Raw genomic sequence first — 23440 nt, 5'->3', positions numbered from 1 at the left:
CGACAGGAAGCATCTCGCTTGCTTCGTTAGATTAATAATTGAGAGTCAACACGCGAGATGCTTCCTGTCGTCAACGTGACCGCCTTTTTGGCATAAAGCTCAATGCTTTTTCTTAATAAACTTGGAGGCATCGCCCTGTAACCAGGTTTCCCATTGCGTGCGCTCCACTTTGCGGCGCAGGTATTTCTCGATCATCAGCGAAGCCATGGGAGCCGCGGAGGTGCCACCGAAACCGGCATTTTCGATAAACACGGCAATGGCGATTTGGGGATCTTCGGCGGGAGCAAAGGCGGCGAAAGTCGCGTGGTCGGGGCCGTGGGCATTTTGCACGGTGCCGGTTTTGCCGGCCACCGAAATCCCGAACTGGGCCAGACTAGCCAAATTACCCGTTCCCCCACGGCCGTCTACCACGGCTTGCATACCCGGAATAATAGCATCAAAGTGCTGAGGGACAATATTGGTATGATGCCGCTGCTGATACTCAGGCAAGGGGCCGCTCTGACCAATGCCACGCACGAAATGAGGCGTGTAATAATAGCCACGGTTGGCAATAGTAGCCATGATATTAGCCATTTGCAGGCCCGTAATGCCTATTTCTCCTTGACCAATGCTCAAGGAGTAGATCGTGCGGAAGTTCCAGCCGTGGCGGCCGTACATCTTGTCATACAGCTCCGGCGATGGAATGGAGCCCTTGCGCTCCGAACCCAGATCCACCCCTAGCTGTTGCCCTAGCCCAAACGACATGACCTGCCGCCGCCACTCAGCCAGGCCCAGGCGGGCGTCTTCCTTAGGGTTGCTGGAGCGGCCGCGCATGATGGTCGTACGCATTACCTGGTAGAAATACGGGTTGCAGCTCTGCTTAATGGCGATGCCCACATTAGTCGGTGCCTCGTGGCGGTGAGTGCATTTCACTAACCGTTGGTTGCAGGGAAAACTAGTGTAAGGCGTCACTACACCCATTTGGAGAGCTACCAGCTCGTTTACCAGCTTAAATACTGAGCCCGGCGGATAAGTTGCCATCAGCGGCCGGTTGAACAGGGGCCGCTCGGGGTTGTTGAGCAGGTCCATGTAGCGGTTGCCCATGCCTTTGCCACTGAGCCGCGCTGGCTCGAAGTAGGGAGCTGACACGAAAGCAAGGATTTCACCCGTTTTGGGGTCGAGAGCTACGATGGAGCCGCGCTTGTTGGCCATGAGCAGTTCGCCGTAGGCTTGCAATTCGCTGTCGATACTGGTGTGCAAATCCAGCCCAGCCACGGAAAGCGTGTCGAATTCGCCGCCCCGAAAAGCGCCTTTCTCAATGCCCCGCACGTTCACCATGCGATACTGCACCCCGCGCTGGCCCATCAGGACCTTCTCATAGAAGGACTCTAACCCCGTGATTCCCAGATTATCACCCGCTATGTACTTGGCGTATTTGGGGCTTTCCAGCAGTTTAGGCGTAATGGCTCCTACGTAGCCCAAAGCATGCGCCAGATTTTCGGTTTTGTAGGAGCGGGCCATGTGGGCCTTGATGCTGAATCCCGGAAAATCAATCAGGTTATCCTGAATAGCGGCCAGCTCGGGCGTGCTTAGGTTTTGAATCAGAGGTGAGGCCTTGACCCGCGAATAATTCTTCGCGGCCGTCATAGCAAGGCGAAACTCCTCAATGGGCAGCTGAAGAAGCTGGCAGAAGTAGGCAGTATCCAGCTGTTTTACCTCGCGCGGTATCACCATCAAGTCATACACCGGCGTGTTTTGCACCATCAGCTGCCCGTTGCGGTCGTATACCAACCCACGATAAGGCACCTGTACGATGCGCTGCAAGGTATTGCGGTCAGCAGCCAGTTTGTAGCTGCCGTCGAGCACCTGAATGTAAAATAAGCGCGCCGCAAACAGTAGGGCTACGACCACGAAAATGGTCTGTATCACATACTTACGACCTTCAAGGTATTGCAAAGCGAAAGAAACTGGATAAAATGCCCCCCAGCCTACTATCTGGGTTTGCAAAGGTACACAACACAGAGGCTCACTGTCCAGCCTATCTATTAGACAAGTGGCCCACCCCACAACCTACCTATTGCTTCGTCGCGATGGAAAAAACAGCAGCTGCACAATCAGCAGCGTGATGCTCGTGAATAAGGTGCTCACTGCCACTTTTATCAGCGCAACACCAATAATCTGAAAACTGCCCAGTTCAAGTAGAAAAAAAGCGAGGTGATGAATACTTACCAGCAAAGCCATGTACACGAAGAACCACTGCCACCCCATCTGGTGCACGTTCACCGCGTCGGCGGCATCGTAGCCATCGCGGGGCGTAAGCAGACGCAATACCCAGGGACGCAGGTACATAAGCAGTACCGCAGCGGCAGCATGTACTCCGCCGGTATCGTAGAAGATATCCATAGTAATGCCCACCCCAAAACCCAGGAGCAGTTGCACTACAATGGGCGTAGTGATGGGCAAAAACAACAAAAAGCCCAGGTAAAAAAAGCACCAGCCCAGATCAAATAGCACCAGCTTGCTGGCCACCAGCACATGCAGCAGCACGTACAGAACCAGCAAAATCAGGTGTAGTACAAATCCGCCGGCTGCTCTCATGGCTTCTGAATCTCCTCTTCTTCCTCTGGTTTGGCCCCCGCCCGGACTTGCAGCGTGTCGCGCTCCGCTTTGGAGCGGCTATTCACCACGTACACGTAGGTCAGGCGCGAAAAATCCACGGCCAGACGCACCCGTATGGTCCAGAAATCCTTGTCTGGCTCTTTGCTGAACGCGTCGATCGTACCAATCATTACCCCTTCCGGAAAGACAGCGTTGTAGCCGGAAGTCAGGATGGTGTCGCCCCGCACTAGCTCATTCTGCCGCGGAATCTGGTCTAGAAGTACGTGGGCCGCGTCGTCGCCTAGCCACTTAATGCCGCCTTCCGTACCGTCGCGCTTTATTTTGGCTGAAATAACCGTTTTGGAATGTAGCACTGACGTGGCCGTGGCATAATGCTCACTGGCAACTTTGACCCGGCCTACTACGCCATCGGCGGAAAGAAGACCCATCCCCGGCCGCACACCGTCGCGGGTGCCGGCGTTGATAGTCAGATAGTTATCAATCCGTCGGCGGGTGTTGCTTATCACACGCGCCGGGATGAGCGGGTAATCAGGGTCGGTGGCGAGCAATTGGCGCAAACCCAGCAAGATGGAGTCGCGGCGGGCCGGGCGCAGGGGCTCAGCGGGTGCGAGGCTATCGGGCAGGCGGCCCGCCAGGTCGGGGCGGTAAAGCTGCTGGCGCAAGGCCGCATTCTCAGCTACCAAGCCCCGATTCACGTCAACTAACCGAAAATAATCCAGCACCTGGGTGCGCATTTCCAGTACTCGCCCTGCGTAGGCATTGGCTGAATTGAAGAAAGCGGCCCGCTGGTACGAGCTGTTTCGGATCAGTAGATATAAACTCAACACCTCCAATAGCCCGAACACCAGGATGCCCCGGTAGCGGAAGATGAAGGTGAAAAGATTACGCACGAGAAAAGAAGCGAATAATTAAATGGTTGAGCTTACAGTAGCAAAAGGCTGGAGACTAAATGACTTGCTGTTCAAAAAGCAGAACAAGCAACCACTTAACCTCCAGCCATTTACTTATTTAGCTACTTACGAGAGCAGAACACTACGGAAGCCTTGTAGATTCTTAATCGTAGCGCCCGTACCGCGCACCACGGCGCGCAATGGGTCTTCGGCAATGTGAATCGCGAGCTTGGTTTTAGCCGCCAGGCGTTTATCCAAGCCACGGAGCAGTGCGCCGCCACCTGTCAGGTGAATGCCGTTATCGTAAATGTCGGCAGACAGCTCCGGGGGGCTTATTTCCAAAGCTTTAAGTACCGCTTCCTCAATTTTGGCCACCGACTTATCCAAGGCAATAGCGATTTCGGAAGAAGTCACTTTAATCACCTTCGGAATACCCGTCATCAGGTCACGGCCCCGGATTTCGTAGTCGGGAGGCGTAACGTCCAACTCGGTGAGGGCGGCACCTACTTCGATTTTAATTTTCTCGGCGGAGCGCTCACCAATCAGCAGATTATGCTGACGGCGCATATAGTCCAGAATATCCTGATTGAATACGTCACCGGCCGTCTTGATGGACTGGTCGCAGACGATGCCCGACAGGGCAATAACCGCGATTTCGGTCGTGCCGCCACCGATGTCAATGATCATGGAACCAACGGGCTGCTCCACGTCGATACCAATACCGATAGCGGCCGCCATTGGCTCCTGAATCATCCAGACTTCTTTAGCACCGGCGTGCTCGGCGGAGTCACGTACGGCACGTTTTTCTACTTCTGTAATACCCGAGGGAATGCAGATAACCATGCGGTGCGAGGGCTGAAACAGACGATTGCGCGTGTCAATCATCTTAATCATGCCCTTAATCATTTCCTCAGCGGCGTGAAAGTCAGCAATTACGCCGTCCTTCAAAGGCCGAATGGTGCGAATGTTGTCGTGGGTCTTTTCGTGCATTTGCTGCGCTTGCCGGCCCACGGCAATTACTTTATTGGTTGTGCGGTCTTTGGCGATGATGCTCGGCTCATCCACCACGATTTTGTCGTTGTGAATGATGAGGGTATTGGCCGTTCCCAGGTCAATGGCGATATCGCTGGTGAGGAAGTTAAAAAAACCCATTGATTTTTACGGCAATTAGAAGATAATGCGCGGGTTGCGCCACGCAAATAGGGGGCAAAAGTACGTAAGTTTGACGGAAGCGCTACCAGTAAAAATTACGACACTCCGTAGTTAAACAGGCCCTCTAACGAAAAAAGAGCGTAAGAATTGTGGCAAAAATGCCCCCCAGCATTACTAATAGTATAGTGATGCCTAATTAGACTGTCACGCAGAAAATGCTGCGTGACAGTCTATATTTCAAGGCTTTAATGCTTAAAATGCCGCACGCCCGTCATGACCATGGCCAGGCCGAGTTGGTCGCAGGCGGCAATGCTGTCCTGATCTTTGATGGAGCCACCGGGCTGCACCACGGCCCGAATGCCCGCCTGGCCAGCAATTTCCACGCAGTCAGGGAAGGGGAAGAAGGCGTCAGAGGCCATGACCGCGCCGTGCAGGTCGAAGCCAAAAGCTTTGGCCTTCTCGATGGCCTGTTTGAGGGCGTCTACCCGCGACGTTTGGCCCACGCCGGAAGCCAGCAACTGGCCCGGCCGCGCCAGCACGATGGTATTGCTCTTGGTGTGCTTGCAGACTTTGGCCGCGAATACCAACGCCTCTGTTTCTTCGGCCGTCGGGGCTGATTTGGTAACGACCTTGAAGTCAGCAGCCGTTTCCGTCTGGCGGTCAAAATCCTGCTCCACGATGCCGTTGAGGAGAGTTTTGATTTGCTTAGGGGGCAAATTTACTGGTTTCTGGCGCAGCAGAATGCGGTTTTTCTTGCTTTGCAGGATGGGCAGCGCGGCCTCGCCAAACTCGGGCGCAATGAGCACCTCGAAGAACAGCTTATTCAACTCATCAGCCGTGGCTTCGTCAACAGGCTTATTCACAATAATAACGCCCCCAAAGGCCGACACCGGGTCGCAGGCTAAGGCCTGCACATAGGCATCGTGGGGCGTGTCGGCCTGGGCTACGCCGCAGGCATTGGTGTGCTTGAGAATAGCGCAGGCGGGCTGGCCATCTTCAAATTCAGCCATGAGGGCCACGGCGGCATCAACGTCTACTAAGTTGTTGTAGCTAAGCTGCTTGCCATGCAGTTGATCAAAAAGAGCCGACAGGTCGCCGTAGAAGGTGCCCGTCTGGTGCGGGTTTTCGCCGTAGCGCAGGGGCGTGGCCGGCTGCTGACTTACGCGCAAAGATTTGCCCGGCAGGTCGGTTCCTTGGCTCACGTAATTGAAAATCTGGGTGTCGCAGTGCGAGGTGGTGGCAAAGGCGGCAGCGGCGTATTGGCGACGGTCTGCCAGATCGGTAGCGCCGTTTTTCTCAGTGAGCAGCTCCGTTACGGCTTCGTACTGGTCGCGGCCGCTGACCACCAGCACGTCGCGGAAGTTTTTGGCAGCGGCCCGAAGCAGGGAAATGCCCCCTATGTCAATCTTCTCAATCACGTCGGCCTCCGGCGCGCCCGAGTTCACGGTTTCCTCAAACGGGTACAGGTCCACTACTACCAGATCGATGGGCGGAATTTCGTGCTGCTCGGCTTCCTGGGTATCACCAGCCTCGTGGCGACGCTGCAAAATACCGCCGAACACTTTCGGATGCAGGGTTTTGACGCGGCCACCGAACACGGCCGGAAACCCGGTCAAGCTTTCTACGGGCGTTACCTCAGCGCCTTGTTCCTCCAAAAACTGCTGTGTTCCGCCCGTAGAATACAGCTTCACGCCGTGCTGCTTCAGCACCGCTACCAAGGGCTCCAAACGGTCTTTGTAATAAACAGAAATAAGCGCGGAGCGAATGGGTTGGAGCGACATGGCAGAAAGAGTTTGGGGCTGAAAGAATGGTGGGACGAAGGTAGTACCCGAACCGCGCCTAAGCTAGCCGGCCGCCATTCTGTTCCGGTTTTGTGGGCGCTGCCTGCGGTAAAAGCCTGCCTGGTTTCTGGCTGAATGTGCCTAGCTTGCCGGTTGAATTCCTACCCAATTATATGTTCAGCCTACCGAAACACGCTACCCTTTTTTGCCTGCTTTTTCTGCTTTGCCAGCAGCGGGGTTTGGCCCAAAGCACGAACCGCTTACAGCCCGGCTACATCATTCCCCTGCGGGGCGATACCGTGCGCGGTTTCGTGGAGCCGCTCGCCAAGTTTGTGTCGGCGCAGGGTATCGGCTTTCGGGCCGCAGTCGGCGCGCCCAGCCAGCGGTATCAGCCCGAGCAACTGCGAGGCTTCGGCTTGGTGGGGGCAAAACCTACGTGAGCAGGCCTGTACTGTTAGGTACCCGCGACACCCTCCGCGTTTTTCTGGAGCACCTTATTACTGGCGGTGCCAACTTATACCGCCTCGATTATGAGTTACTGCGCACCCCCGATCCGCTTAGCATGCAGCGCTACATCACGGCTTTCTACTACATTGATCTGCATGGCACCATGCCGCTCTTGGGGGTTGCTAAAAAACGTATTCAGCGCCTGTCCGGCCGTCAGCGCCAAGACCATCACGCGCTTCGATGAAGCGCATTTGGTGGAGGCCGTGCTACGCTACAATCAGCAGTGCCAGACGAGCCGGCCAGCGCAGGATCTGCGCCCCGCGGTGAAGGAGGATGATCGGAGCCGGGTGGTGATGAGCCTGCGAGTAGGAGCCGGGCTGAATACGGTTTCCTACGACCAGAACGCCCGGCTCAACGAGCAGCAGGCACAAGCTACGTCCGGCCTGGCAGCCGCCCTACAGGTGCGCCTAGCTACCAAGCGCGCAATATCCTTGGAATCGGGCCTGCAATATGCCCACAAAAAGAGCACCTTTTCGCAGACCAGTACTGTGCCGAATGGGTTTCGGAACGCGGGCGAGCAGCTCCCCCTGGCCTCTACGATAGAGTTTACGTCCATTCAGGCCCCGCTGGTGCTGCGCTATACCGTGGGGCAGGGTCGCTTGCAGCCCTACCTGTTCGGGGGCGCGCTAGTAGGCGGGCATCTAGCCCGAGAAACCCTGCTCGGCCTGCCAGCCACCGTGTATACGCCTCCTATGGGCACCGAGCCGGGCGTCATCGACCAGCGGCAGAAAAGCCAATCGGTGGCGGGCCGAAGCTTCGCGGTATCCCTTGGCGGGCATTTTGGGGCCGGTGTTCTACTGAGCAAAGGTCGGCGGGCGCCCCTACTGGAAGTATACTACGATAGTGGACGCGAGATCTTCGAGACTCCTTATATGGGGGCCGTGCACTATCGTACGCTGGGTGCCATGCTGGGCATGGAGTTTTGAGTGAAGCCTATTTGGGGGGCTTTTTTCAGTACCAAGCCGCTGATTTCCGGCAAAAGCAGGTTTAACCTGAACACATTGCCACCAATTATAGTAGAGTTTATTCAACTACTATACACATGGCTATTTCATTTCCTCCGCTGCTTACCATATCTGTCGCTTCGGCCGACACACTAACGATTTACACTGGTACTTCGGCCGAAGCCAGTGAGGAAGCGGCAGCCCAGCTAGCGCCCCGCCTGGCGGCGCAGGCGCCGGCATCGGACCAGGAAGGCGGGTTTCCAGTGGCAGAATTTGAGTGGCTGCGCGATGCGGGCCTGCTCACGGCACCTCTAAGCAAAGCGCTGGGCGGCACCGATTTGCACCTGCCCGCCCACACGCTGACGCTGCTTCGAACCCTTAAACACATCGGGCGCGGCAACTTAGCGGTTGGTCGGGTGTACGAAGGCCACGTCAATGCCTTGCAGCTGATGCAGCGCTACGCCCGACCCAAACAGACCACCCGCTGGGCAGCTGATGCCCACGCCGGCCACCTATTCGGCGTCTGGAATACGCAGGCCGACGACGGCGTGCGTTTGGAGCCGCTAGCTGGGGGGCGTTTTCGGCTGATGGGCAGCAAAACGTTTGGCTCGGGAGCCGGTCACGTAACGCGCCCCCTTATCACGGGCGCTTTGCCCGACGGCGGCTGGCAGATGTTTATTTTACCTGCCGATGAACTGTCCCCCACGCTCGACGCCAGCTTCTGGCAGCCGCTGGGCATGCGGGCTACGGCCAGCTTTCGGATCGATTTGACGGGGCTGGAAATCAGCGCCGAGGAATTCGTAGGCAAGCCCGGCGACTACTACCGCCAGCCCGATTTCAGCGGGGGTGCTATCCGGTTTGCGGCGGTGCAGCTGGGCGCGGCGGAGGCCGTTTTCAATGAAACCAGACGTTTTCTGCAACAGCTTAACCGCACCGACGACCCTTATCAGCAAATGCGCCTGGGTGAGCTGGCGGGGCTTGTAGAAAGCGGCAACCTGTGGCTGCGCGGCGCGGCCGACCACGCCTCGCGCCCCACGGCCGCTTCGGAGGCCACGGCCACCGTGGCGTATGCCAACCTGGTGCGCACGGCTATGGAGGATATCTGCCTGCGCGTGCTGCAAATAGCGGAGCGTTGCGTAGGGGCCCGCGGCCTGCTCCGGCCCGAGCCATTCGAACGCCTCCACCGCGACCTGACCCACTACCTGCGCCAGCCCGCCCCCGATGCGGCCATAGCTGACGCCGGCCGATTTGCATTAACTCAAACGGAGCCCGCTCACCAGCTCTGGCACCGCTAACTCAAGCCGCGTCGGGTATGTTAGAAACCTCACCGTTCTCTTTTGTTAAGCTGCCGCTGCGCCCGGCCGAATTTGCCCCCCAGCTCGGCCCGACGGTAGTTATTGCTCCCCACCCCGATGATGAATCCCTCGGTTGTGGCGGCTTGCTTGCCCTTTTGTGCCAAGCACGAGTGCCAGTTATGGCCATTCTGGTAACTGATGGCACTATGTCGCACCCTAATTCGCAGAAATACCCGCCAGCGGCTCGTCGGCATTTGCGGGAGGCGGAGTTTGAAGCGGCATTAGTTGCCTTGGGCATACTAAAGGCCCCGCACTACCTGGGCTTGCCCGATGGCAACGTACCAACTGCGGGCGCAGCAGGCTTTGAAGAGGCTGCGGAGCAGTTGCGGATATATATCAGTCAATTCTCCCCTACTACAATAGTAGCTCCCTGGCGGCGCGACCCGCATCCCGACCATCGCGCTACCAGTCAGCTCGTGCGCGCCGCATTAGCCCAACTAGCCGCCCCACCTCGCCTCTTAGAATACGTAGTGTGGGCATGGGAGCGGGCCGCGCCCCCCGATTTGCCTCAACCCGGCGAGGTGGAAGGCTGGTGCCTGGATATCACTTCGGTTCTGGATCAAAAACAGCAAGCCATTGCTGCCCATCGCTCCCAGCTTACCAATCTGATTGACGACGACCCCACTGGTTTTCAACTTTCGCCGGCTATGCTGGCGCACTTTGCCCAGCCGTTTGAAGTATACCTCGAAGTGAAATCAGAGAGTAATTCTGCCTTGTTATGAACCCAAATCAACCCAACAGCTTGCCTCCGACTTACTTCGACGATGTGTATCGGGCCAACGAAGACCCGTGGGGATTTGAAACCAGCGACTACGAGCGGGAAAAATACGCCACGACCCTGGCCGCTCTGCCCCAGTCTCAGTATGCGCGGGCCTTCGAAATTGGCTGCTCCCTGGGTGTACTCACTGAGCAGTTGGCGGCCCGGTGTGAGCACTTATTGGCGGTAGATGTCGCGGAAGCGCCTTTGCAGCGTGCCCGCCAACGGTGCGCGCACTTGCCGCGGGTAGAGTTCCAGCTGCTGCGCGTGCCCGAAGAATTTCCGGTGCCAGCCGCGTTCAATTTGATTGTAGTATCTGAAGTCGGCTACTACTGGTCGCCGGCCGATTTGGCGCGGGCCACTGACCAAATCGTGGCGGGCCTAGCGGCTGGGGGGCAATTATTGCTCGTGCATTGGACCCCGCCGGTGCATGACTACCCGCTCACCGGCGACGAGGTGCATACTTTTTTTCTACAAAAAACTCTGGCTAACGGCCCCTTACGCCATCTGCACGGCCAACGCTATGAGCAGTACCGGCTGGACTTGCTGGAGAAAATTTAGCCCCCCAGCTGCCGCACCAGCTGGCGTAGCTCAGCGCGGGCCTGGCTCAAAGGCACCAGTGGCCAATGGCGCACCCACCGCGTGGTTTTGTGTTGCTGCGTCTGTACCCATTCCCACAGCTCGCCGAAGGTGGAGAGGCGGTAAAACGCTTTAATCAGCCCGACTACCGGCACATGCAGCGTAGCGGCCAACTCATTACTAAAGCCATGATTTCCAATGGCCGCGGGCAGACTAGTGCGGCTAGCCTGCCAATGGGTGCGCAATGTTTGGCGGGCCTGCCATAAAGCAACCAAGCACGGGCCGCTTTCTACCAGAGGCTCCTGCTGCTCTTCGCCCATCGTTGCCCACAAGCGTAGCTGCCACGAAAGCCCCACAGCCACCCTACCTTGCTGCCGATCGGAGGTGAGCACGCGCACCTGCGGACTGTGGCGCACGCTGATATCATGGCGGCGCAGGGCCCGCACGAGGGCTTCATCTTCCAGAAAGCTGACGGCCGGCAGTCCGCCCACGCGCCGGTAAGCACGAGCCGTAAGCGCCAGGCTCGCGCCAAAGTGTTGGTGGTGACGTGGCCAGGGGTCGGCCGCATCAGGATCGAGCAGATCTTCTAACTGGGCGCGTAATAGCTGATAAGCAGCATCGCGCAGGTGGTAGCGACGTACCGGGGAGCCAGAGCTTACGGATGAGGTGGTCAGAATGCGGCCCCCAACCGCCTCCACCCCGGCGGCGGCTTCAGCCATAATAGCCGCGAGCCAAGTCGTACCGACCTGCGTATCGGCGTCGGTGCTGGCAATCAGGCCCATCGGCTGCCCCACGGCCTCCAGCCGCTGGCAAGCTTCGTCCATGAGCAAGCGGCGGGCACCGCCTACATGCGCCTCGGCGGGGGGCAGCATGACGGTAGCTACGTGCAGGATAAGCTGGGGATGAAGTCGGGCAAATGCGCGCGCCACGGCTGCGGTCTGGTCATGGCAGTTATTGGCCAGCACGATCACCTCATAGCTGCACGCTGATAGTGGCCGGCCCTGCAAGTCGGTTTGGGCAGCCAAAGCAGCCAAAGCGAAAGGCAGGTTTTCTGCTTCATCTTTGGCAGGAATTATAACCGAGATAAGCAGTTCGGCGGCGGGCGGCACCGCTACTAGCCGGATAAGTGGAGGAGCAGCCGTGGCCTCCTGGGCGGCGTGAAAAAGGGCGGGTGAGCTATACTCCATCCGTCGGACTTACGAGCCAGACAAGATGCGGTTTTTTATGCGTAGTCTGAAAAACATTTTTTCAACCTATTTCACTGATATTCAGACGTATAAATTACACGAAAGTACCATAATCCGGTTTCTTGGTCAGGTAGCTTAAAATGCTTCGCCGATGCTGAAGTAGAAGCCGGAAGAGCCGCCCCCTCCGACCCCATAATCGAAGCGGACGTTGAGGCGGTCCTGGCGGTTGAATTGAAAGCGCAGTCCAGCGCCACCCGTCACCTTTAGTCCACCTTCGTCGAACGAGGAAATCGTATTTCCGACCTGCCCCACGCCGCCGAACACTACGCCGTTGAAGCGCCAAAACAGATGGCGGCGCACCTCCGCCTGCAAAGCTACCAGTTGCCGGTCGCGGTAGCGGCCTTCGTAATAGCCCCGCAATATCTTGTCGCCCCCCAAGTTGGCCAGTTCGCGGAAAGGCACGCGGCCCGCGTGAAACTGGCCCACGAGCTGGGTGGCTAGAATGGTTTTGTTGTCCTTGGTAAGGGACTGAAAGTGGCGGGCATCGAGCAGGAAGCGGCTGAAGCGAAAATCGCTACCCAGCACGCCGCCGTTGAAATAGCTGCTCAACTCCAGGTAGTTGCCCCGAAACGTGCTGAGCACGTTGTCGCGGCCGTCGTAGAGGACGGATGGGCCCAGGCCGGAAATCAGCGTATTTTGCCGCTCGCGGGCGTCGCGCTCATACAGGCGACTGGGGCGCTCCTCTGTGGGGCTACCCTCGTTGATATCAGCATTTACCTGCACGTCGCGCAGGTCGGTGAGGCGGTATTGAAAGCCAGCAAACAGATTTGGGGCTATTTTCTTGAGTACCCGCTGATTGAAGATCAGCACTTTATACTCAATCACCGACTCATCATCAATATCCGTACTCGGGCCGAAGCCGTAGTAATTGATGGGGAATTTGTAGTAATAACTCAGCTCACCACTGAGCAAAAACCGCTCGCCGGGCGTAAAAATGGTGTGCGAGAGCTGCACTAGGCTCTGCTTTTTCTGGGTGCGCCAGGCAATGAGGCGGGCGTTGGACTTGCGCACCGTGGTATCGGTGCCGAAGCGCCACACCGGCAGCACGGCCGCGCCGTAGCCCAAGCCGGTTTCGGGCTGGGAGAAAACGATGGGAAAGGGTATAAAGCTGGGCTTGTCGCGCTTGGGCTGGGGGGCTTTTTCAGCGGTAACTACAACAGAATCAGGAGTTGCTGGTGTGGTTTGGGCGGTGGCGGAACTAGCAACCAGACCGGCCAACAGACAGAGGTAGAAAAAGCGCATATCCAGAGCAAAAAAACGGCCAGAGCAAGCCGTAGTGCCGGAAGATACGCGTTGCACGATGAAGTTGGATTTCGCACCGCAACTTCCTGGCGGTTGCATTTTACTGCCTAGCGGTAGTTTGCTTTCATTTGAATTACACTGAAGCAAAAGCCCCCCAGCCGTCGAGCAGTTGGGGGGCTTTTTTCAATAGCTGATCGGAGCATTTAGCCTAAAATGCCTCTCCCACCGCGAAATAAATGCTAGGTGCCGTATCAGTGCCACCGGCGTAGTCGAGGCGGACGTTGAGGCGGTCGCGACGGTTGAAGCGGAAGCGCAGGCCGCCGCCCCCAGCGAACTTGGTACCATCGAAGGTATAATCAGAAAGCTTGTAGCCTACCTGCCCGGCGCTCAGGAAAGCCGCGGCATCGATGCGCCAGAACAGTTTCTGGCGAACTTCGGCCTGGAAGGTCATCATCTGCCGGTCGCGGAATCGCGTTTCGTAGAGGCCACGCATCAGGCCGGCGTTGTTGTAGATAGCACCGCCCAAATTGGCCCCCAGACCGCCCAATTCCCGAAACGGCACGTCGCCGGTATGCAGCTGGGTGAGGTATTGCAGGGCCAAAATCGTGTTATTGGAGCCGAACAAAGGCTGGAAGTGGCGGGCATCCAGCTGGTAGCGCGTAAATTTAAAGTCGCTGCCCAGCGCGCTACCATTCACCAGCACATGGGCATCCACAAAATTGCCGCTATAGGTAGCCAGCACGTTGTCGCGACCGTCATAAAGCAGCGAGGGGCCGATGCCGGAAATTAAGGTGTTTTGTCGTTCGCGGGGGTCGATGCGCGGGTCGCGCAGGAAGTAATTAGCGCCACCATCTTCGGCGTTATTAGAGGCCGTGATGTCGGTGAGGCTGGTGAGGCGGTAGCGCAGGCCCACAAACAGGTTCGGCGCGATGCGCGGCATTACTTTCTCGTCAAACACAATCAGCTTAAACGCCAGATCCGACTCGGCCTGCTCGCGGTTGTCGTTACCCACGCCGTAGTAAAACAGCTTTTGATCGTAGCGGCTGAGTTCACCGGATAAAAACAGCTTCTCGCCGGGCGTAAAAATGGTGTGCGTGAGCTGAATGGTGCTCTGCTTTTCCTGAGAATACCAGGCAATAAGGCGGGCGTTGGATTTGCGCACCGTGGTATCAGTGCCAAAGCGCCACACAGGCAAAATGGCAGCCCCCGCCGCAAAGCCCGTTTCCTGCTGATAAAACGCAATGGGCACCGGAATAAAGCTGGGCTTGTCGCTGGCTAATTTGCGCGGCTGGCTAAGGCCGGGTGCCGGAGAACTGGTGGTTGAGTCGGGCGTGGGGGTTACTTGGGCGAAGGCGCCGGGGGCTACCAACACACTTAGAGTCAGCAGCGAATAGAGGAAGCGCATAAAATGGCTTGGTAGAAAATATGGATAAACCGAGCTTCAGCACAAACCCACTTAAAAGGTAGTAAATGTCATTCAGTTTTCATCGCTAACGGCTTAGCCTACTAAACTGTTTTAGTTGCCGCCCGCTCCCCATAGCATAGAAAGCACACCCGCGAGCATAATCCACTTACACCAAGCACTTAGCGTCGTAAAATGCAGCCTTCTATCGGCGCGTACCAGACGCCATGCCAGCCCCAGCAGTGGCACCCAGACGGTCAGCAATAACCATAAGCCCAGCCCGCGGGCCTGTCCCAAAAACAAGGCCTGCACACTGGCAGCTCCTGTCAGCACCAGTAGGTTGAGCAGGAAAAACCCGGCGACCCATTTGGTGCGCACTACTCCCCACACAATGGGAAGTGTGAGGCATTTGTGGGCGGCATCACCGCGCATATCTTCCACGTCCTTAATAATTTCGCGCACTACCGTGAGCAGAAAAGCAGCCAGGGCGTACACCCACACCACCGTATGGCCAGTACGCAGTTGTAGTTCGGGCAGCAGCACCAAAGCGCCCGTAAGCGTGGCGATGCTCACATTGCCCACCAGCGGCAATCGCTTAAAGCGGGCCGAATAGCCCCACAGCAGCAGCGCCGAGCCCAAGTACACCAGCCCCAGCAGCGGCGACAAAGCTCCCGCTATCAACACGCCTATACCCGTTAGCACCAGGTGCGCCATCATCGCATGGCGACGGTTGATAACGCGCCCGACTACCAAGAGTCCAGGCCGGTTAATACTGTCAATCTTGACGTCGTAGTAATCGTTGATGATATAGCCAGCAGCGGCTACGCACAGCGAAGCCAGAATCAGCAGGCCAAACGAGACGGTGAACAGTGGTTGAGGCGACTGCAATAGACAGGCCCTTACCAGCAGCAGACACAACCCCATGAGCAGCAGGTTGGGCAGGCGCACCAGCCGTAGTATCGGACGCCACCCCCGCGGCTCGGTGGGCCCTGGTGCGGATGTAAATGCGGCGGACACGACGGGAGACTGCATAGATAGAAAACCAGAGGACCCCGATAAAAATGCCCCCCATGGAGTAAGCTGGCAAATATCTTCCCCAAACACGCAAAAAGAAAGCCTCTCCAAGGAGGGAGAGGCTTTCTGAAAAGTAAAATTCAGGTAGAAAAACCTACACGCGCTTTACATTTACCGCGTTTACTCCTTTGCGGCCTTCCTGCGTTTCGAACTCTACGCGGTCGTTTTGCTGGACTTGGCCCCCGTTAAGGCCGGTAATGTGCACGAAGAAATCCTCCTTCGTATTGTCATCTGTAATGAAGCCGTAGCCCTTCGACTCATTAAAGAATTTTACGGTTCCTGTTTTCATGAAAAAATAAAAAAATGGGTTGAATGGATGATGGAGTAAATATAAATGGATTTTGGAAAAACACAACTCGCCCCAGACCCTAGCCCAAATTAATGAACCACCCGCTCACTCAACCGTAACGCCTGCATTACTAGACACTACCAGGTTTGTTGTGCCCGCATTACCGCTTCAATCAACTCCCGGACGGCACCGTGGCCGCCGGGCAGCCCCGACACGTAGTTGCTGATTTCGCGCACGTCGGCGGCGGCGTCGGCGGGGCAGGCGGCTATGGCGCACCGACGCATTACTTCCACGTCGGGACGGTCGTCGCCCATGTAGGCAATGTGGGCCGGGTCGAGGCGGTGCAGATTGATGTAGGTGTTAAAAATCTTCATCTTATCATCCACGCCTAAATATATGTCTTGGACGTCCAACGACTCCAGGCGCTTACGAACGCCTCCCTCCTCTCTGCCCGAAATAACCACGATACGGTAGCCTTTGGTCAGTGCGTACCGAATGGCATAACCGTCGCGGATGTGAAAAGCCCGCGCTTGCTCGCCCGAGTTCAGGGCTAGTAGGGTGCCATCGGTAAGCACGCCGTCTACGTCGAGGATAAAGGCCCGAATAGCAAGCAGATCAAACGGAGTAATGGTTGTATCCATTGTGGAAATAAAAATGGCTAAATGGCTGGAGGTTAAATGGCTGCTTGTTTAACGAGTTGCTAAAACAAGAACAAGCAGCTATTTAACCTCCAGCCATCTAACCATACAAGTATCTATTGATTATCACGCCACTCGTATACCCACTTGGCCTGAATCTGCTCCAAGTGGCCTTCGTTGGCCTGTTCGCGGGTGCCCTCGAAGTTAGGCAATGTGAGCACCCATTCCAGCAATTCGGTGAAGCGGATGCGGTAGATTTTTGCTTCCGAAAAATCATCGCCAAACTTTTCATAGAGAGCAATAGCAATGTCTTCGTGGTCGCTCCACTGAATGGGGGGCTCGAAATGATTCATATGTGGGCGTTGGAAAGTTCAGAAAGTGGATGGGCGAAAGGTTGCGAACTGAGAAGATAAGAAGCTAGTTATAATTGACTTAACGCAGTTTTTAACTTGCTGGCGCTTTGATTTCCAGCTTCCAACCCAGGCCTTAGTGACCCAGAAAATCCTGGGGAGGCATAAGGACGACCAGATCGTTGCCCCCGGCCTGCACGACGCACTGGCAGGCCAGCCGGGAGTTGATGCGCGGGTTTACGGCGCGGTCGATGAAGTCCTCTTCCTTATCAGAAATTTCAGGCAATTCATCGTCGCCTTGCAGTACGTATATATGGCAGGTGCTGCAACCGCACACACCGCCGCAGTTGTGCTGAAGCTGAATGTCGTTGTTGAGGGCCACGTCCAGCACCGACTCGCCCTCGGCTGCCACATGAGTCTGCGCGGGCTGGCCATCCTGAAACTGGAAGGTGATGTTAATGGTATTCACAAAGTAGGGTTCGTGGGGGGCAAATTGCGGGCACGAAGGTACGCACCACCGGTCCCGAATCAAAGCTACAACCCTGCCTCGTTGTTTGGCGCGGCGGGGGGCAATTGCTGCTGTATACTGTCGCTCAGCGCCTTATACAAAGTTAACCAAGTGGGGTGAGCAGTTAGCTCCGCCTGGTGACGAGCCAGCGTTGGCGCGTCGCGGCGGGCGGCGGGCCCGGTTTGCACGCTGAAAGGCGGCGCGGCCAGCGCTTTTTCTACGGTTTCGCGCAGTAAGGGCGCTAGTAGCTCAAAAGGTAGGTTTACCTCAGCTAGCAAGGTGTGACTTATGCCCAACAGGTGATTGGTGAAGTTGCCGGCAAATACGGCCGCTACGTGCAGACGCTGACGCTGAAGCGTAGCCACCGGCCGCACCAGATCGCTCAGACTGTGTGCCAGGGCCATCAACACTGCTTGCCCGGCTTCATCGGCAGCTTCAACGCAGAGCGGCACGGCGGCCCACTCGATCAGGCGGCCAGGACTGAAGGTTTGCAGCGGATAAAAAACGCCCCCCCGCACGTTAGGATAAGCTTCAAAAAGAGCCAACGGCAAAGCGCCAGCAGTGTGCACCACCAAGGACCCAGCCGGAAAGTTAGCAGCGGCTAATACCTCTGGCACCGCCGCATCAGGCACTGATAGCAGATAAATATCTGCGAGCGGCTGGGAGGAAAAATCGAGGCTGGGACTGATAATAGCGCTAGGCAGCTGGGCGGCTAAGCGTTGGGCGCTGGCTGTGGTCCGGCTCCAAACCGAGACAACCTGGTGGCCGGCTTGCACCAGCGCAGGGCCTAATTGGGTAGCCACACGGCCCGCGCCAAGCAAGGCGACACGCTGGGGAGCAAATGTTGGCTGAAGGGTACTCATCGGGCGTAAGAAAGTGGTTATTGACTTTACAAAAAAGCCCCCCAGACAAAATCTGAGGGGGTTTCTGTTTATTCAAATATTGTCTTACGCTACCGATTCCGCGCGACGCGGCGCGGGAGTCTTCTTAATAGTGCTTGCGCCTGCGGGAGCAGACTGGGGGGCTTTTTCGCGCAGCTCGCGGCGGCGCTTCACGAAGGCCATCCCAAAACCGATAGTCATGAGCAAGGTGCCGCTCCAGAGTAAGTTAATAAAGGGCTTTTCCACGGCTTTCAGGATAATATAGTCCTTGGCCGTGGTGCTCACGCCGAAGGTGAACTTGCCCTTCTCAGGATCAACATTCACAAACGACAGACGCAAACCCAGGTCTTCGACCTCATCGGGCACGCGGCCGATGAGCCGGTTGCGCACCACGAACATGGGGTGCACATGGTATTGCTTCTTCTCGCCGTACACGATAAAGTCGCCCTGAATGGCCAAGTCACCGGGCTTCAGGCCCAAACCAGCTGTTTGATGAGCAGGCTCAATGGCGCGGAGCACAGCAAAGTAGTCATTCAGGAAAATGGTGTCGCCTACGGTAATTTCGTGTTCTTTTACCTCGGTCCAGTCTTTTTCCTTGCTTGGGTCGGGCACGGTGCTGATGTGGGAATAGATATCGTGGTCGACGAACTGCTTGAGCGCCGGTGAGGCCAATAAGCCCATCTCCTCATTCACCTGCGCCCGCGGATAAAGCGTAAAAGCCTCCTGCGTTTCGCGGTCCTTGTACTCGACGCGGTAGTAAGTGTTCTCGGGCCGGATTTCGAGCGTATCGCCGGTCTTGTAATAGGTCTTGCCGTTGCCCTTTATGTCGCCCCGCGCAATGACCTTATACTCATCGTCGGTGCGATAAATAAGCTCCTTATTGACGTAATCAGGCAGGCCGGGCACTTCAAAGTACTGGCCGGTATAGCTCACATCGTACTTGCCCATGGGCGCTACTTCGTTGCGCCAGAGAAGCACGTTGTCGCGGTTTATCTCCTCCGGAAATTCCCGCGAGTACACCAAGCCCGACACGTTCGCGGAGATGATATTGGAGTAGCCGGCCGAGGCCAGAATGCCGAGCAACATCAGCGCCACGCCAATATGGGCCACACCTCCACCCGATATGCTTACGCGCCGCATGATCAGGCTGAGCACCATGCCCAGGTTGGCCAACACCCCAAACAGCGCCGCCGTGAGCAGCAGAATATAGGTGGGCTCCATCTGCAGCTTATTGTAGCGCACCAGCAAAATAACCAGCGCTGCGCCTAACAAGGTCAGGATACCGGGCACGGCCAGCGAGTTCGTCAGGCTTTGCTTGTCATTTTTCTGCCACCACATCACCTGCGCCAAACCCGAGAGCAAGGCTACGCCTACGCCGATGTAGAGCTGAATCTTGGTGTAGTGGGCAATCTGGTCGGCGGGTAGGGCCAGGTTGGATTTAATACCCAGGAAGCCCAGGAAAGAATTATAAACGGGAATACTGGTAGTCACCAGCACCTGGAAAGCCCCGAGGCACAACACCGTAGCTCCTACAAATACCCACAGCTCAGCATTGTAGGTAGTCAGCTCTTTCTCTGAAATCGGGATGCTTTTCCAGCGCCACACCAGCATGCTGATGGCCACCACGAAAAAGAAGCCCATATAAATCAGCAGCTGGCCAGATAGGCCCAGGTCGGTGAAGGAGTGTACAGATGCGTTGCCTAATACACCGCTGCGGGTGAGGAAGGTAGCGTACAGGATGAGCAGGAAAGAGGCAATAACGAGCACGAAAGAGGTACGCAAGCCCAAACGGCTGCGCTTCCACAGAATCATACCGTGGATGGAAGCCACCAGCACTAACCAGGGAATGTACACGGCATTTTCAACCGGGTCCCAGTTCCAGTAGCCGCCAAAGTTCAGGGTTTCGTAGGCCCAGTACGCGCCCATCATCACACCCACGCCCAGCACCAGCGCACCGAGCAAGGTCCAGGGCAAGGCGGGCTTTACCCACTTGCTTAGCTCACCTTTCCACAGGCCAGCAATGGCAAAAGCGAACGGCACGAGGGTAAGCGCAAAACCTAAGAAAAGCGTTGGAGGGTGAATCACCATCCAGTAGTTCTGGAGCAATGGATTCAGGCCGGTACCGTCTTTCGGGATGAAGTTGGGGTCGGTTTTCCAGACGGGTAGATCGACGAGGAAGTCCCGGAGCAGAATAAACGGCGACGAGCCGATTTTCAGCTCCCCGATTACCACGCCCAGAATCATAGACGTCAGGAAGAGCTGCACGCCGGCAAACACGGTCATCACGGGGGCTTCCCACTTTCTGTTGAAGCGAATGATGGCCAGGCCCAGCACTACTTGCCAGAATATCCAGAGCAGGAAACTCCCCTCCTGCCCTTCCCAGAAGCAGGAAATCATGTAGTATACCGGCAAATGGTTGCTGGAGTGACTCCACACGTAATAATACTCGTAGCGGTGGCCGTAGATCAGGCTGAACAAGCAGCCAATGATGGACAGTACCGCCGCGCCGTGCACCAAAAAAGCCCCCCGGCCCAGGCGTCGCCAGGCAACGTCGTCCTCGCCCAAGGGGCGACGGCTGGTTGCCATGTAATAGGCATACGCCGCTACAATGGCAGCCACAAACGCTATGATGACACTTAGGTGTCCGAGGTCGCCGATGAAGGTATTAATCATGTTTATCGAATATAATGTATAGGCGGCTGACAAAAATTACCTGATCAGAGCCCAATCGTTAGTTTGCTTTGCGGCGTGCGTTGATGAGCTTCTGCATTCTTGCCTGATGCCTTCGCCGCTCAGCACTTATGCGGCCAGGAGTAGCCTTCGCCGCCGATGACTGTAAGGCTTGTGCAATGGTTTCGTAGGCGTTGTCTTTCGCCGCCGCTCCCAGCCACGTCACCCAACGGCTGCTCACTATCACCGGCGGCTGCCCATCGGTGGCGGCGGTTATTACCTGGTAATGGTAGCGGCCGGGGCCGGGCAACGTATCGGTAATGGCATAATCGGCCTGCTGACCGCCATACACGGTGCGTACCACGGGTTGCTCACCCACAGCCGTAGCCTGTGTCTGGTGCGCTTCGCGCCGCAGAATATGGCTTCGGGTAGTAGAAATCGAATCGGGTAGGGTCCAGCTCACGGTTACGAGTTGCGTCGGAGTGAAAACTGCCTCAGCATCTGTTGGTTCAGCCACCGGCAAACCTTTTGGTACCCTGCTCACGGTGAGGGCAAAGGAGCAAAAGTCGTTCAGGTAGCCATCCACGTTCAGCAAGTAGCGCTGACCGGCTTTTAGACCAGACAGAGTTAAAAACACATCGTCCTGGGTTCCCAGAGAGGTGCAGGATATTACCTCATACGTGCTAGGCTGACATGGCTCACCAGTTAAGACAACCAGCTGCAGCCCACGCGTATCGCGGCATTTTTGCCCCCCAATGTTTACGAAATAGCGTCCGGCAGCTTTCGGGGTAAACTCAAACCACTGATCGTTGTGGTACTTAATGCGTTTGCCCGTCAGCGCCTCATTCACGCAAGCCCACTGCACGGTGCAGTCGGTGGTGTTGGAGGTCAAGGTTTGCTCAGCTTCCAGCATAAGGCGCTGCTCAATGTCATCGTTGACGACTTGCGCTTTGGCAGTTAACAATAGGCAGTGAGCAATGAGCAATTGGATGACGAAAACGCGCAACCAGAAGCACAAATGCGTTTTTCTTAACTGCCGCCCTAATTGCTCATTGCTCATTAGTAATTGTTAATTGACGGCAGCTGTCGCGCCTTTCACTTCGGTCTCCACATATTTAGAGGGGCACTTGAGCAAAATCTTGTCGGCCACGAAGATGTCGTTGCGCATGGCGCCGGTAATCACTACCTGCTCCGACTTGTCAAAATCCTGGGGCTTTGGATTGAAGTAGATGACCCGCTGCGCAATCCGATTCGTATCTACCAGCGTGAAGGCAAAGTAGTTAGGATCGAGCGTAGGGTTATACTCCAGGCCCATAATGTTCTTCTGATTATCGCGGGGCAGGCGGCCCACTACGTGTACTTTGGTTCTGTTGCCCTCAGCGGCCCGCTCACGAGCCTCTTTGAAGGATACATACACGCTGGCATCGCCGGCCGCGCTCATAATAATACCAATAGCGATGGCAATTACGGCGATGGCGAGAATGTGAGTTTTTTTCATGTTGCGAAAGAGGCGGGGTCAGTTAATCTGAACAACTAAAGCCGGGTGAAAAATCCTTGGGAGCAATTTTAGATAAGTATTTTTTCTAGCGAATCTCCTTCTCCAGCCGGCTCACTTTGCGGTCGAGGGAAATGAGGTAGCCGATCAGCCCGATAACAACAATCAGAATCACGGCTACAACCACGTAGATTTTGCCATTTTGGCGCAACGTATCCGCCATTTCGGGCGTGTCAGCGGTTTGTGCGGCGGCTCGCAGGGCAGAGGCAAGCAGCGTCAGCAGGAGCAAAAAGGCATTACGCCAGCTGTTTTTCATAGATCTTCTGTTTAAGAAATTCGAGGCGGCTGCTCACTTGGGTAATCCAAAAGCCAATGAGCGTCCAGCCAATGACGGCGGGATAGAATACCATGCGCATGTTGCTATCCAGGTCATAGTTGCTGAAGCCAGGGTTGCCGCCCGCGCCGGGATGCAGCGAATTGGTAAGGCGCGGCAGTACGAAAAGCAGCGGAATGGCCGCCGCGAACGCAAAGATATTGTACACGGCGCTGATGCGTGCCCGCTGCTGCTCATCAGTAAAAGAAGAGCGCAATACAATATAAGCTCCGTAGATAAGCATCGCAATAGCGGCCCCATTCAGGCGCGGATCGGAGGTCCACCAGGCACCCCAAGTGTAGCGGGCCCACAAGCTGCCCGTAGCCAGACCCAGCAACCCCATCACAATACCAGTCTTAGCTGACTCGTGCGCCAGCGTGTCCAGGCGGGCCGTGGGCGTGTGCAGGTAGCGGATAGAATAGACGACCGAAGTGGTCAGAATGATGGTCATGCCGAACCACATCGGCACATGGAAATAAAGGTTGCGAATGCTTTCATTCAGGATATCCAGCCGCGGCACGGGAGCCAGCAACCCTGCTACTACTGTGTACAGCACCAACACCACGGCCAGCACTTTCCACCAGTTTCTTTTTATAGACATGAGAGGTAAAACCTGAGGAATTTAGAAGCGAGAGGTGAGACAAGAGAAGTGAGTGGTTGGAGCCAACTCTGTGCTAACAAGCTGACCTAATGGTTTGTGACGATTTC

Annotated in this window: 25 protein-coding genes; 6 read left to right on the top strand and 19 right to left on the bottom strand. The window is 56.3% G+C overall.

Annotation, left to right across the window (positions count from 1 at the left end; all coding sequences use genetic code 11):
• Positions 1-99 precede the first annotated feature (99 nt).
• The 5 genes from mrdA to purH form a co-directional block, all read right to left on the bottom strand.
• Positions 100-1908: a penicillin-binding protein 2 gene (mrdA, locus tag B9A24_RS05035; RefSeq protein WP_234996995.1), complete on the bottom strand. Its 1809-nt coding sequence runs from the start codon at positions 1906-1908 to the stop codon at positions 100-102.
• A 141-nt stretch (positions 1909-2049) separates the two neighbouring features.
• The gene (locus tag B9A24_RS05030) at positions 2050-2577 is read right to left on the bottom strand and encodes a hypothetical protein (protein ID WP_084444087.1); all 528 of its coding nucleotides are present in this window, start codon (positions 2575-2577) and stop codon (positions 2050-2052) included.
• Positions 2574-3488, bottom strand: coding sequence for a rod shape-determining protein MreC (gene mreC / locus B9A24_RS05025; RefSeq protein ID WP_084444086.1), 915 nt, complete (start codon positions 3486-3488; stop codon positions 2574-2576). Before mreC ends, B9A24_RS05030 begins: the two co-directional genes overlap by 4 nt.
• A gap of 126 nt (positions 3489-3614) precedes the next feature.
• A complete protein-coding gene (locus tag B9A24_RS05020; RefSeq protein WP_084444085.1) occupies positions 3615-4640 on the bottom strand; it encodes a rod shape-determining protein in 1026 nt (341 codons plus the stop codon).
• Positions 4641-4885: 245 nt separating this feature from the next.
• Entirely contained in the window at positions 4886-6421 is a 1536-nt protein-coding gene (purH, locus tag B9A24_RS05015; RefSeq protein WP_084444084.1) for a bifunctional phosphoribosylaminoimidazolecarboxamide formyltransferase/IMP cyclohydrolase, read from the bottom strand.
• A 173-nt stretch (positions 6422-6594) separates the two neighbouring features.
• Here purH and B9A24_RS05010 point away from each other — a divergent pair, with 173 nt between their 5' ends.
• From B9A24_RS05010 to B9A24_RS04990, 6 genes are all read left to right on the top strand, one after another.
• Entirely contained in the window at positions 6595-6861 is a 267-nt protein-coding gene (locus B9A24_RS05010; RefSeq protein WP_143434764.1) for a hypothetical protein, read from the top strand.
• Positions 6858-7112, top strand: coding sequence for a hypothetical protein (locus B9A24_RS21985; RefSeq protein ID WP_159451947.1), 255 nt, complete (start codon positions 6858-6860; stop codon positions 7110-7112). The genes B9A24_RS05010 and B9A24_RS21985 overlap by 4 nt, the downstream gene beginning before the upstream one ends.
• Positions 7048-7854: an outer membrane beta-barrel protein gene (locus tag B9A24_RS05005; RefSeq protein WP_159451946.1), complete on the top strand. Its 807-nt coding sequence runs from the start codon at positions 7048-7050 to the stop codon at positions 7852-7854. Before B9A24_RS21985 ends, B9A24_RS05005 begins: the two co-directional genes overlap by 65 nt.
• 116 nt (positions 7855-7970) lie before the next feature.
• Positions 7971-9167: an acyl-CoA dehydrogenase family protein gene (locus B9A24_RS05000; RefSeq protein ID WP_084444081.1), complete on the top strand. Its 1197-nt coding sequence runs from the start codon at positions 7971-7973 to the stop codon at positions 9165-9167.
• A gap of 17 nt (positions 9168-9184) precedes the next feature.
• Positions 9185-9949 carry a PIG-L deacetylase family protein gene (locus B9A24_RS04995; protein WP_084444080.1) on the top strand — a complete coding sequence of 255 codons (765 nt, stop codon included), beginning with the start codon at positions 9185-9187 and terminating at the stop codon, positions 9947-9949.
• Positions 9946-10545, top strand: a complete 600-nt coding sequence (locus B9A24_RS04990) for a class I SAM-dependent DNA methyltransferase (RefSeq protein WP_084444079.1) — start codon at positions 9946-9948, stop codon at positions 10543-10545. Before B9A24_RS04995 ends, B9A24_RS04990 begins: the two co-directional genes overlap by 4 nt.
• Here the strand turns inward: B9A24_RS04990 and B9A24_RS04985 are convergent.
• The 14 genes from B9A24_RS04985 to B9A24_RS04920 form a co-directional block, all read right to left on the bottom strand.
• Positions 10542-11750: a glycosyltransferase family 2 protein gene (locus B9A24_RS04985; RefSeq protein ID WP_084444078.1), complete on the bottom strand. Its 1209-nt coding sequence runs from the start codon at positions 11748-11750 to the stop codon at positions 10542-10544. The two genes, B9A24_RS04990 and B9A24_RS04985, sit on opposite strands and share 4 nt — an antisense overlap.
• Positions 11751-11885: 135 nt before the next feature.
• The gene (locus tag B9A24_RS04980) at positions 11886-13052 is read right to left on the bottom strand and encodes a BamA/TamA family outer membrane protein (protein ID WP_159451945.1); all 1167 of its coding nucleotides are present in this window, start codon (positions 13050-13052) and stop codon (positions 11886-11888) included.
• Positions 13053-13260: 208 nt separating this feature from the next.
• Entirely contained in the window at positions 13261-14457 is a 1197-nt protein-coding gene (locus tag B9A24_RS04975; RefSeq protein WP_084444076.1) for a BamA/TamA family outer membrane protein, read from the bottom strand.
• Positions 14458-14568: 111 nt separating this feature from the next.
• Positions 14569-15486, bottom strand: a complete 918-nt coding sequence (locus tag B9A24_RS04970) for a geranylgeranylglycerol-phosphate geranylgeranyltransferase (RefSeq protein ID WP_084444075.1) — start codon at positions 15484-15486, stop codon at positions 14569-14571.
• A 136-nt stretch (positions 15487-15622) separates the two neighbouring features.
• The gene (locus tag B9A24_RS04965) at positions 15623-15817 is read right to left on the bottom strand and encodes a cold-shock protein (protein ID WP_084444074.1); all 195 of its coding nucleotides are present in this window, start codon (positions 15815-15817) and stop codon (positions 15623-15625) included.
• Positions 15818-15954: 137 nt separating this feature from the next.
• Positions 15955-16458, bottom strand: a complete 504-nt coding sequence (locus tag B9A24_RS04960) for a KdsC family phosphatase (protein WP_084444073.1) — start codon at positions 16456-16458, stop codon at positions 15955-15957.
• A 113-nt stretch (positions 16459-16571) separates the two neighbouring features.
• Positions 16572-16808: a Fe-S cluster assembly protein IscX gene (gene iscX / locus B9A24_RS04955; protein WP_084444072.1), complete on the bottom strand. Its 237-nt coding sequence runs from the start codon at positions 16806-16808 to the stop codon at positions 16572-16574.
• A 133-nt stretch (positions 16809-16941) separates the two neighbouring features.
• Entirely contained in the window at positions 16942-17274 is a 333-nt protein-coding gene (locus B9A24_RS04950; protein ID WP_084444071.1) for a 2Fe-2S iron-sulfur cluster-binding protein, read from the bottom strand.
• 65 nt (positions 17275-17339) lie between these two features.
• On the bottom strand, positions 17340-18176 hold the full coding sequence (locus tag B9A24_RS04945; RefSeq protein WP_084444070.1) for a Rossmann-like and DUF2520 domain-containing protein: 837 nt from the start codon (positions 18174-18176) through the stop codon (positions 17340-17342).
• An 84-nt stretch (positions 18177-18260) separates the two neighbouring features.
• The gene (gene ccsA, locus B9A24_RS04940; protein WP_084444069.1) at positions 18261-20867 is read right to left on the bottom strand and encodes a cytochrome c biogenesis protein CcsA; all 2607 of its coding nucleotides are present in this window, start codon (positions 20865-20867) and stop codon (positions 18261-18263) included.
• 58 nt (positions 20868-20925) lie between these two features.
• Positions 20926-21828 (bottom strand): hypothetical protein, encoded by a 903-nt coding sequence (locus tag B9A24_RS04935; protein WP_143434763.1) that lies wholly within the window; start codon positions 21826-21828, stop codon positions 20926-20928.
• A gap of 105 nt (positions 21829-21933) precedes the next feature.
• Complete coding sequence (locus B9A24_RS04930; protein WP_084444067.1) at positions 21934-22362, bottom strand: cytochrome c maturation protein CcmE domain-containing protein; 429 nt, start codon at positions 22360-22362, stop codon at positions 21934-21936.
• An 85-nt stretch (positions 22363-22447) separates the two neighbouring features.
• Positions 22448-22675, bottom strand: coding sequence for a CcmD family protein (locus B9A24_RS04925; protein ID WP_200813867.1), 228 nt, complete (start codon positions 22673-22675; stop codon positions 22448-22450).
• The gene (locus tag B9A24_RS04920) at positions 22656-23327 is read right to left on the bottom strand and encodes a cytochrome c biogenesis protein (protein WP_084444158.1); all 672 of its coding nucleotides are present in this window, start codon (positions 23325-23327) and stop codon (positions 22656-22658) included. The genes B9A24_RS04925 and B9A24_RS04920 overlap by 20 nt, the downstream gene beginning before the upstream one ends.
• Between the last annotated feature and the right edge of the window lie 113 nt (positions 23328-23440).

It is taken from the genome of Hymenobacter roseosalivarius DSM 11622 (genome assembly GCF_900176135.1).
GTDB classification, from domain to species: domain Bacteria; phylum Bacteroidota; class Bacteroidia; order Cytophagales; family Hymenobacteraceae; genus Hymenobacter; species Hymenobacter roseosalivarius.
This window is presented reverse-complemented; position numbering and strand designations above follow the sequence as displayed.

What these genes read in the sequence shown, in the direction of transcription:
- B9A24_RS05030 (WP_084444087.1), bottom strand. Translation starts at nt 2,577, where the DNA reads ATGAGAGCAGCCGGCGGATTTGTACTACACCTGATTTTGCTGGTTCTG.
- B9A24_RS05020 (WP_084444085.1), bottom strand. Translation starts at nt 4,640, where the DNA reads ATGGGTTTTTTTAACTTCCTCACCAGCGATATCGCCATTGACCTGGGA.
- purH (WP_084444084.1), bottom strand. Translation starts at nt 6,421, where the DNA reads ATGTCGCTCCAACCCATTCGCTCCGCGCTTATTTCTGTTTATTACAAA.
- B9A24_RS05010 (WP_143434764.1), top strand. Translation starts at nt 6,595, where the DNA reads ATGTTCAGCCTACCGAAACACGCTACCCTTTTTTGCCTGCTTTTTCTG.
- B9A24_RS05000 (WP_084444081.1), top strand. Translation starts at nt 7,971, where the DNA reads ATGGCTATTTCATTTCCTCCGCTGCTTACCATATCTGTCGCTTCGGCC.
- B9A24_RS04995 (WP_084444080.1), top strand. Translation starts at nt 9,185, where the DNA reads ATGTTAGAAACCTCACCGTTCTCTTTTGTTAAGCTGCCGCTGCGCCCG.
- B9A24_RS04990 (WP_084444079.1), top strand. Translation starts at nt 9,946, where the DNA reads ATGAACCCAAATCAACCCAACAGCTTGCCTCCGACTTACTTCGACGAT.
- B9A24_RS04985 (WP_084444078.1), bottom strand. Translation starts at nt 11,750, where the DNA reads ATGGAGTATAGCTCACCCGCCCTTTTTCACGCCGCCCAGGAGGCCACG.
- B9A24_RS04980 (WP_159451945.1), bottom strand. Translation starts at nt 13,052, where the DNA reads ATGCGCTTTTTCTACCTCTGTCTGTTGGCCGGTCTGGTTGCTAGTTCC.
- B9A24_RS04975 (WP_084444076.1), bottom strand. Translation starts at nt 14,457, where the DNA reads ATGCGCTTCCTCTATTCGCTGCTGACTCTAAGTGTGTTGGTAGCCCCC.
- B9A24_RS04970 (WP_084444075.1), bottom strand. Translation starts at nt 15,486, where the DNA reads ATGCAGTCTCCCGTCGTGTCCGCCGCATTTACATCCGCACCAGGGCCC.
- B9A24_RS04965 (WP_084444074.1), bottom strand. Translation starts at nt 15,817, where the DNA reads ATGAAAACAGGAACCGTAAAATTCTTTAATGAGTCGAAGGGCTACGGC.
- B9A24_RS04960 (WP_084444073.1), bottom strand. Translation starts at nt 16,458, where the DNA reads ATGGATACAACCATTACTCCGTTTGATCTGCTTGCTATTCGGGCCTTT.
- iscX (WP_084444072.1), bottom strand. Translation starts at nt 16,808, where the DNA reads ATGAATCATTTCGAGCCCCCCATTCAGTGGAGCGACCACGAAGACATT.
- B9A24_RS04945 (WP_084444070.1), bottom strand. Translation starts at nt 18,176, where the DNA reads ATGAGTACCCTTCAGCCAACATTTGCTCCCCAGCGTGTCGCCTTGCTT.
- ccsA (WP_084444069.1), bottom strand. Translation starts at nt 20,867, where the DNA reads ATGATTAATACCTTCATCGGCGACCTCGGACACCTAAGTGTCATCATA.
- B9A24_RS04930 (WP_084444067.1), bottom strand. Translation starts at nt 22,362, where the DNA reads ATGAAAAAAACTCACATTCTCGCCATCGCCGTAATTGCCATCGCTATT.
- B9A24_RS04925 (WP_200813867.1), bottom strand. Translation starts at nt 22,675, where the DNA reads ATGAAAAACAGCTGGCGTAATGCCTTTTTGCTCCTGCTGACGCTGCTT.